Source organism: Pseudoduganella sp. GCM10020061, from assembly GCF_042683405.1.
Lineage (GTDB): Bacteria > Pseudomonadota > Gammaproteobacteria > Burkholderiales > Burkholderiaceae_D > Telluria.
Window position 1 is genome coordinate 315094 of sequence record NZ_JBHUJS010000014.1, and the last position, 331, is coordinate 315424.

The window sequence follows — 331 nt, forward strand, 5'->3', positions numbered from 1 at the left end:
TGTCGAAGCGACGTACGTCCCCTAAATGTCCAAGCACCTTGGCCGCGGTAGCGCGACCAAGGCCCGGGATTGATGTGATGAGGTCTACGTCGCGCTTCAGGTCGGGATGTCGATCGATATGATCATCAATATCCTTCTCCAGTTGGGATATCTGCTCGTCAAGCCAACGCACATGCTGGTTAACGTGCTCCACCAGCTCTGTTTGCCCCGCGAATGTGTGGGATTCTATGCGGTTGCATTCCTGCTGCCGGATGTCCTTTAATGCCAGTAGCCGGTCACTCCAGGCCCGCAACTGGCGCTGCTCCAGCGGTGGCGGCACCCAGAGGGCCGG

General features: G+C 58.6%; 1 protein-coding gene. It reads right to left on the reverse strand.

The genetic code is table 11. The features are described from left to right. Nucleotides 1-331: transposase (locus ACFSQR_RS17980; protein WP_377731400.1), on the reverse strand; the 331-nt coding region annotated here is incomplete at both ends.